This window comes from Bacteroidota bacterium, assembly GCA_034723125.1.
GTDB lineage: Bacteria > Bacteroidota > Bacteroidia > CAILMK01 > JAAYUY01 > JAYEOP01.
Window position 1 is genome coordinate 1 of sequence record JAYEOP010000522.1, and the last position, 7,914, is coordinate 7,914.

The following is a 7,914-nucleotide window of genomic DNA, read 5'->3' on the forward strand; positions in this document are numbered from 1 at the left end:
CTTTGTTACCATTTGTTATTCTTTCAATTCGTTGATTTCCCTTTTTGTTAGCCCTGTCATTTTTGAAATTATTTCTATTGAATAACCTTCTTTTAAGCCTATTCTTGCAGCTTCCTTTTTCTCCTCAATCTTTCCTTCTTCTTTTGCCGTATCTAATGAATTTTTCAGGTCTCGATAATATTTCAAACTATCTTCATAATCCTGATATTCTTCCTTACTGAATTTTGCTATTTCTGCCGTTTCAAATAATTGAAGAAATATATTTTCTTTCAATTTTTCTGGTATCCTGTCAAGTTTGTGTAAGTTTCTCAAGATATAGAGCCATTTGTCAAAACCCGTTTCCAGTTCTTCAATTTTCTTTTTGAATTTTGGCATTTCCAAATAAATGAAAGTCAACTTGTCATAAAAGACCTCCTTAGTTTCCAAATCGGTGAGTTTTACGTCATAACGAAATTTGCCGGGTTGGTTTTTGTCTTCGTCAAACACAAAGTCTAAAATCGCTATTGTATAAACTTTTTCCAATTTGAAATTCCATTCGCTTCCTTTTATTGCTTGTTCCTGAATTGGGAAAGTTGAATAATAAACTGTTCTGTCTTTAAAGAATTTTTGTTTGGTCTTTTGAATTTCAACAATGAATTTTTCCCCTTTTTCATTTGTGCAGTACAAATCAAAAACAGCTTTCCGGTTTAATTCTACCCTTCCAAGATTTTCATTTTTCAAGTAAGTCAGTTCAGTTATTCTTCCTTGTTCTTCTTTAAGCAATTCATTCAGAAAATCAAGTAACAAACCCTTGTTTGGTTCTTCTCCAAAAAGTCTTTTAAATCCGTAATCTGTAAATGGATTTATATATTTTTCTCTAAACTCTTTCATGCAATTTATTTTTATTTCAAAGGTACTATTTTTTTTGTCATTCTCAATTTTATATTTTTGTGAAGAATGCTTTCATTAATAAATGGTAACATCTGTATAAACGGAACTTCCGTTTATTTCCATTATGTGCAGACATACTCAAAAACCTATAAGTCCATATCTTCCAAGGTATTATCAATACCGCCTGCCTGTGCGTAACACGCAGGCAGGCCAAGCCCTTTGCTAGTAATATGAGTAAATCTCTGTTGTTTTAATAATCTCATGTTCTAATAAATTTAAACAAACTTTAAATCATGCTTTCCTAATGCATAATTTCAAGTATATCTTTTAATACTCACGCAAAAGTAATAATGTTTTATTTAGATGGCAAAGTATTTCTATCTTTTTTCTTTACATTAATATGGTTTTCTAATTTAAGGGAGATTCTTTAAATACATTTCTTTTAAGAAACAAAGATAACGCTGAGCAATTTTTGTGGTCAGTAAATTTCATTATTCATAATTCCTTGTTTCGCAACCGCTAAAGCTACAGCGAACGTGGTCAATATTCGATATTTTCGCGATAATATATATGCTGAACGGTCATAAACTGTGTTTTGCTATACCATAAACGAAAAATAATCAATACGTTAAACATAATATCAAAACTCAAATTATAACCAGCCAAAGTATAGGAATAAATTATGTTTTATTTACCCTTATTTTATTCTGAATAAATTCGTAAAGAAAATAAGCTACAAAAATAATATAAAACAAAGCACCACTTATAAATGCCCAAGCTTCATTGCTCATAAAATAAACCGAATAAACAATAAGTAAGGTATGAACAATAAAAATGTAAAACAAAATCCTTATGCTTCTGTTCATTTGCTTCAACTGAAAGTCATTCATTTTAACATCCTTCATGTATCTTTTAGACATTGAAAGCATTAAATTTTTTGAAGAAAAAACAGATATCCCTAGAATTGTGCAAAGAATAAGTTCAATAAAGGCAGGTTTTAATTTAAAAAAAACATCGTTATCAAGTAAAATGGAAACAACTCCAAACAAAGCAAGCAAAACAGTATCAGATAAAATAAATTTATCAATCCGCTTTTGTTTTATTAGTGTGTAAAAAAATTCAAGGATTCCAAAGATTACTGCAAGCACAACAGCTATACGAGTGTCCCATAATTCATCGGCAATAATGAATACAAAAAGAGGTAAAATACCCGGAAGTATTTTTTTTAATAATTCCTTTTTATTCATTGCAAAAGTCTAAATTATTTCCCATTCCATTATTTCGGAAATATAATCAGCAAGTTCTTTTGCGTTATAATTTTGCTGTTTTTCATTTGGATGCCAATTGGCACCATATCCAAATTTACCACTTGTTGTAAGTGAAAATTGATAAACATCATTGATACCCTTTGCTTTTGCAATTTGAATAGCTACATTAATATAGTTTTTGCAAATCTTTTTTGATTTAATTGGTTTTTGGGTTTCTACTTCATTTGGCCAGCCGTTACTAAGCATAGGACCATCAAGACATACGATTTTTGCATTGGGATTTTTTGAGTGAACCAATTGCAATAAGTTAAAATAATCATTTACAAATTTTGTAGAATCCGGCAATCCTAAAGCAAAATCATTTGTTCCAAGATTAATAACAACCACATCCGGCATCCATGTTGAAAAATCCCATCTACGTCCATGCTGTGAATAAATTCTTTTATACAATTCGAAAATATCTTGTTTCCATGCAGTATCATAATTTTGAGAAACACCCAAACCTGAATAGCAAACAGAAACAAATTCAGCATCCAATATTCGTGAAGAAACAGAAGCATAAGACTTGTCGCTATTTTCGGTTTTAGGTGAAAAAGACTCACTTGATTTTTTTCCTTCAACACCATATCCACAAGTAATTGAGTTACCTATAAATTCTATTCTTCTTTTCAATCTTATAGGAGGTGTTAAAATAATTTTCTCTTGTTCAATTAAAAAACCAAAAAACTCACACGTTCCACATGCAGCCTCAGTTCTTTTTACAATTTTAATAGTATGAGTACCTTCTTCTAAACTATCAGCAAGCGTATAAATACTATCTTTATTATTCACTTTCAACACATAAGGCTCTTGCTCATCAACATAAATATTGAAATAATTTTCATTATAAATTCCTGTATCAGGAGAATTATTTTTTAGCCACAATTTAATTGTTGAGCTATTAAATCGTGCAACAATTTGGCTTCCTGAAAGTGCAAAAACTGCTTTTATGGAATCTGAATAATTAAACCTTCCGGTAAATTGGATAAATGAATTATCTGCACTTATTATTTTATTAATTGGTGTCTGATATTCTCTAACATCTCTTAGGCAGGATGAAAAAGTAATTAATAATAGAGTAATAATTAAAAGTGGAAATTTGTGTGAAAATAATAAGCTATAAATCTTTTTCATAATTCTATCTTTTATTATTTAGTATAACGTATTTATATTTCTGCAATTTACAAAAAACTATTTTATTCTTGATTTGGCAAAATATCCCAATCTGCAAAGTTTTCAAAAATCACATTTGTTTTTGGTTCTGTTACCCAAAATTCATTTGAATTATAAGTCCATTCCATAGTTTTTGAACCACCACCACTCTCAGTAGTTATTAAATAACCATTAGAAAGATTTCCAAAACGCAATGCCTGATGCCTTGGTGATTTACTATCGCCACCACTGGGGTCAACAGGAATCCAGCCATAATTAGGGAGATAAATTTCTACCCATCTGTGATATACATCATCCATAGCTGTATAGTCCCCTCGAATAACTACAGAGCCAACATAACGAGCAGGCAAACCAGTAGCCCTGCACATTGAAATATAAACAAAAGCATATTCCGAACAAGAACCATTTCCCCGTGCAAGCACGGTTGGTGCTGTATTCCACCCTCCAGTCATTTCGTAATACATCCTTTCCATTAAATAATTATACATTTTTCTTGCAATCCAAAAAGGATTTTCTTCATCCCCAACAGATTCTTTTACAGCATTTTGTATTATTTCATTATCGAATTGATACTTGGAATTATTCTCAAGATATTTTTTTGTAATTTTTTTAGGAATATCTTCCAAAGAACCAACCATATCAGGAAAAATAAAATATCTTGTTTGAAATATTGTAGCTGTAGATTTCATTTGAAGCATTATACTTTTTCCTGCAGGAATATTCTCTAATTTAAAATGTGCAGTTTTTTGCCCCCATTTATCAACAACAAAATCAGTTGGTTCAGGCTTAAACTCAATATCTTTATCAATAGTTTGATTATCTCTATTTACAGGAATAGCCAAATGAACATCCACAGATTTCACTTTTCCGGGTCCGAAATTAGTTGTTTGATGTGTGAATGTTACTACTGCTTTATGTGCTTCAGTTTTTCTAAATTTTTCCTCATCTTTTTTTACAAGCTTAAATATTTTATTCGTTTGATGATCAACAGCCCAAAGATAATTACCGTCAGTAGTCAATCCTCGCACAAATTTTCCGGGAGCATCCGTTACAATTAGTACAATTCCACTTTGAGGGTCCAACATATAAATTTCATCTGTACTCCTATCGGAAATCCACAAATATTTACCATCAAAAGTAATTCCCCTTGGCTCGCCAGCAGGAGAGCTGAATGATTTTATTGTTGTTCCATCTTTAGGGTCAAATTGAATAACTATATTTTTTTGATTATCAACACACCAAAGATATTTTCCATCCCATGTAAGCCCTCTTGGTGCAGGAGTTGGTGATTTTATTGTATGCAATATCGTACCATCTTTCGGGTCAATTTTGTAAATGGTTCCATCATAATTTTCCGCAAGTGGAATGCCTCCTTTTACATCTGCATTCCAAAGAAATTCACCATCCCATGCCAATCCCATTGGCCAATATGCAGGAGATTTTATTGTTCTGATTATCTCTCCTGTTTCTTTATTTATACAAAATAATTTATCCTCCATCCTATCTGCAAGCCATAAGTTTTTTCCATCAAAAGTTAAGCCTGTTGGAAATGTTCCCGGGGTAGAAAAAGAAGAAAGGATTTTTCCCGGATAGCTCAATGTTTTATTCGCATTTACTAATAAGAATAATGTTAAAAAGAATAAAATGTATAGTTGCTTTTTCATAAAATTTATTTTAATCAATTTTTTTTCTTTTTTAATTCAAAATGTTTTCCGAGGTATAACTTCCTAACTTGCTCATCATTTGCAAGTTCATCAGAAGTTCCCGATTTTAATATTTTACCTTCAAAAAGCAAATATGCACGATCAGTAATTGAAAGGGTTTCCTGAACATTATGGTCGGTAATAAGTATTCCGATATTTTTATCTTTTAATTTTTCAACAATCGATTGAATGTCTTCAACAGCTATTGGGTCAACACCTGCAAAAGGCTCATCAAGCAAAAAGAAATTCGGTTCAATAGCAAGTGCTCTGGCAATTTCTGTTCTTCTTCTTTCCCCTCCCGAAAGTAAATCACCTCTTGATTTTCTAACTTCCCTAAGACCAAATTCATCTAACAAACTTTCCACTTTTATTTTCTGTTGTTTTTTGCTAATGTTCGACATTTCCAAAACAGCTTTCAAGTTATCTTCAACACTTAACTTACGAAAAATCGATGCTTCCTGTGCAAGATAACTTATACCCATCTTTCCTCTTTTGTACATTGGCAGTTTTGTAACATCCTTATTATCAAGATATACCTTTCCATGAAAAGGATTAACAAGTCCTACAATCATATAAAAAGTTGTAGTTTTTCCAGCACCATTTGGTCCCAACAATCCTACAATTTCTCCTTTTTTAATGTTAATATTTACATTATCAACAACTCTACGCCTTCTATATATTTTTACAAGTTCCTCAGCTCTTAGCTCCATTTGTCATTTATTAAAGGGAGGTTTTATAAATTTAATCCGCTTCAAAATTAAGAATTTTGTTGCTTACAGAGTATTCATTCTTTTGTTAATTTTAATATCTTTAATATTTAATTGCACAGAAGATTTGTCATTCCATTGATTTTCTTCAACTGTAAAACAAATATCCACAATATTATTTTTGTCTTTTACATCTTCCAAGAAATGTCCAAGGTTAAATCCAATTGCATCAACAGTATATTTTGAAGTTTTTATTTTTATCTTTAAATGATTTTCTCCAACAATCTGAGGTGGATATGCAAGTACTACATCTTTGGAAATAAATTTAGGACGAAGATTTTTAGGACCAAAAGGACCAAATCTCTCTACAGAACGAATAAACTGTAATGTTGCATATTCCAAAGGCAATTCAAAATTATAAGAAATGGATGGAATAAGCACTTTAGGGTCAATAGTTTCAGAAACAACTTTTTCAAATTTTTCCGAAAATTTATCAAAGTTTTCTTTTTTTATACTTAGTCCTGCGGCAAATTTATGACCTCCAAACTGCTCAATATATTCACTGCAACTTTCAATTGCTGAATAAAGATCAAAACCTGCAACACTCCTTGCCGAGCCGGTAAGCATTCCATTTGATTCAGCTAATAAAATTGTAGGTCTGTAATATTTTTCAATTAAGCGTGAAGCAACAATTCCAATTACTCCCTTATGCCATGAATCGCTATATAAAACCGTAGTTTTTCGCTTTTGAAATTCTTCATTTTCATTGATAACTTCAAGTGCTTCTTGAGTAATACTTTGATCAATTTCTTTTCTATTAATATTTGTTTTATCAATTGTTTGAGCAATTTTTGTAGCATCAGGAATATTTTTACAAACAAGAAAATCAACAGTATTTTTGGCGTGAGCCAATCGTCCCGAAGCATTAAGTCTTGGTCCGAAAATAAAAACAAGGTCGCCAACATTTAGTTCTTTTTTTAGCTCAAGAATATTTATCATTGCTTTAAATGGAACTATAGGGTTCTCATTTAATTTTTTTAATCCCAAATATGTTAAGGTTCTGTTTTCGTCTGTCATATAAACAATATCCGAAGCGATGCTTACTGCCACAAGGTCAATATATTTAAAAGGACTTACTTCTTTTTTTTCTCTTTGTGAAAACGCCTGCATAAATTTAAAACCAACACCACAACCCGACAGTTCTTTGAATGGATAGTTACAATCCTTTTGCTTTGGATTTAAAATTGAAAATGCTTTAGGTAATGTATCTCCGGGAGTGTGATGGTCGCAAACTATTACATCAATATTTTTAGAATTTGCATAATCAATAGCTTTATTACCTTTTATTCCACAATCAAGAACTATTAAGAGCTTACAATTATTTTTTTCGGCATAATCAATTCCTTGTTTGGATAATCCATAACCTTCACTAAATCTATCAGGAATATAAAAAAGAAGATTATTGTAAAACTCAGAAAGATAGTTGTAAACCAATGCTACTGACGTTGTTCCATCAACATCATAATCTCCATAAACAAGAATATTTTCATTATTTTCAATAGAGTCTGCAAGCCTGTTTACCGCTTTATCCATCCCTTTCATCAAAAAAGGATCATGTAAATCATTTATACTTGGATTGAAAAATTGCTTTGCCTCGTCAAATGAAGTGATTCCTTTTTGTGCAATAAGAGTGGCAAAATACTTTGACACTCTTAATTCATTTTGCAGTTTCTGAATAATTGTTTGCTCAGCAGGAATTTCCTTTGCAAGCCAGCGTTTTTTAGTTATCTCCATTTCTTGCTTTTTATTTTATAGTCGCGAATGATATTTTTTTGCTACGAATAATTTTTTTTGCCACGAATACACTAATGATATTTTTTTTTGCTACGAATAATTTTTTTGCCACGAATGCACGAATGATATTTTTTTTGCTGCGAATAATTTTTTTGCCACGAATGCACGAATGATATTTTTTTGCTACGAATAATTTTTTTGCCACGAATGCACGAATGATATTTTTTTTGCTACGAATAATTTTTTTTGCCACGAATACACTAATGATATTTTTTTTGCTACGAATAATTTTTTTGCCACGAATGCACGAATGATATTTTTTTTGCTACGAATAATTTTTTTGCCACGAATACACTAATG

At 31.0% G+C, this 7,914-nt stretch carries 6 protein-coding genes; all 6 read right to left on the reverse strand.

Annotation, left to right across the window (positions count from 1 at the left end):
* Positions 1–15: 15 nt before the first annotated feature.
* Positions 16–870 carry an Rpn family recombination-promoting nuclease/putative transposase gene (locus U9R42_13495; protein MEA3497035.1) on the reverse strand — a complete coding sequence of 285 codons (855 nt, stop codon included), beginning with the start codon at positions 868–870 and terminating at the stop codon, positions 16–18.
* A 680-nt stretch (positions 871–1,550) separates the two neighbouring features.
* A complete protein-coding gene (locus U9R42_13500) occupies positions 1,551–2,117 on the reverse strand; it encodes a septation protein IspZ (GenBank protein MEA3497036.1) in 567 nt (188 codons plus the stop codon).
* A 9-nt stretch (positions 2,118–2,126) separates the two neighbouring features.
* The gene (locus U9R42_13505) at positions 2,127–3,311 is read right to left on the reverse strand and encodes an SGNH/GDSL hydrolase family protein (GenBank protein MEA3497037.1); all 1,185 of its coding nucleotides are present in this window, start codon (positions 3,309–3,311) and stop codon (positions 2,127–2,129) included.
* Between the two features lie 62 nt (positions 3,312–3,373).
* Positions 3,374–5,014 carry a transglutaminase domain-containing protein gene (locus tag U9R42_13510; protein ID MEA3497038.1) on the reverse strand — a complete coding sequence of 547 codons (1,641 nt, stop codon included), beginning with the start codon at positions 5,012–5,014 and terminating at the stop codon, positions 3,374–3,376.
* A 14-nt stretch (positions 5,015–5,028) separates the two neighbouring features.
* Positions 5,029–5,763: an LPS export ABC transporter ATP-binding protein gene (lptB, locus tag U9R42_13515; GenBank protein MEA3497039.1), complete on the reverse strand. Its 735-nt coding sequence runs from the start codon at positions 5,761–5,763 to the stop codon at positions 5,029–5,031.
* Positions 5,764–5,826: 63 nt separating this feature from the next.
* The gene (gene recJ, locus U9R42_13520; GenBank protein MEA3497040.1) at positions 5,827–7,554 is read right to left on the reverse strand and encodes a single-stranded-DNA-specific exonuclease RecJ; all 1,728 of its coding nucleotides are present in this window, start codon (positions 7,552–7,554) and stop codon (positions 5,827–5,829) included.
* Between the last annotated feature and the right edge of the window lie 360 nt (positions 7,555–7,914).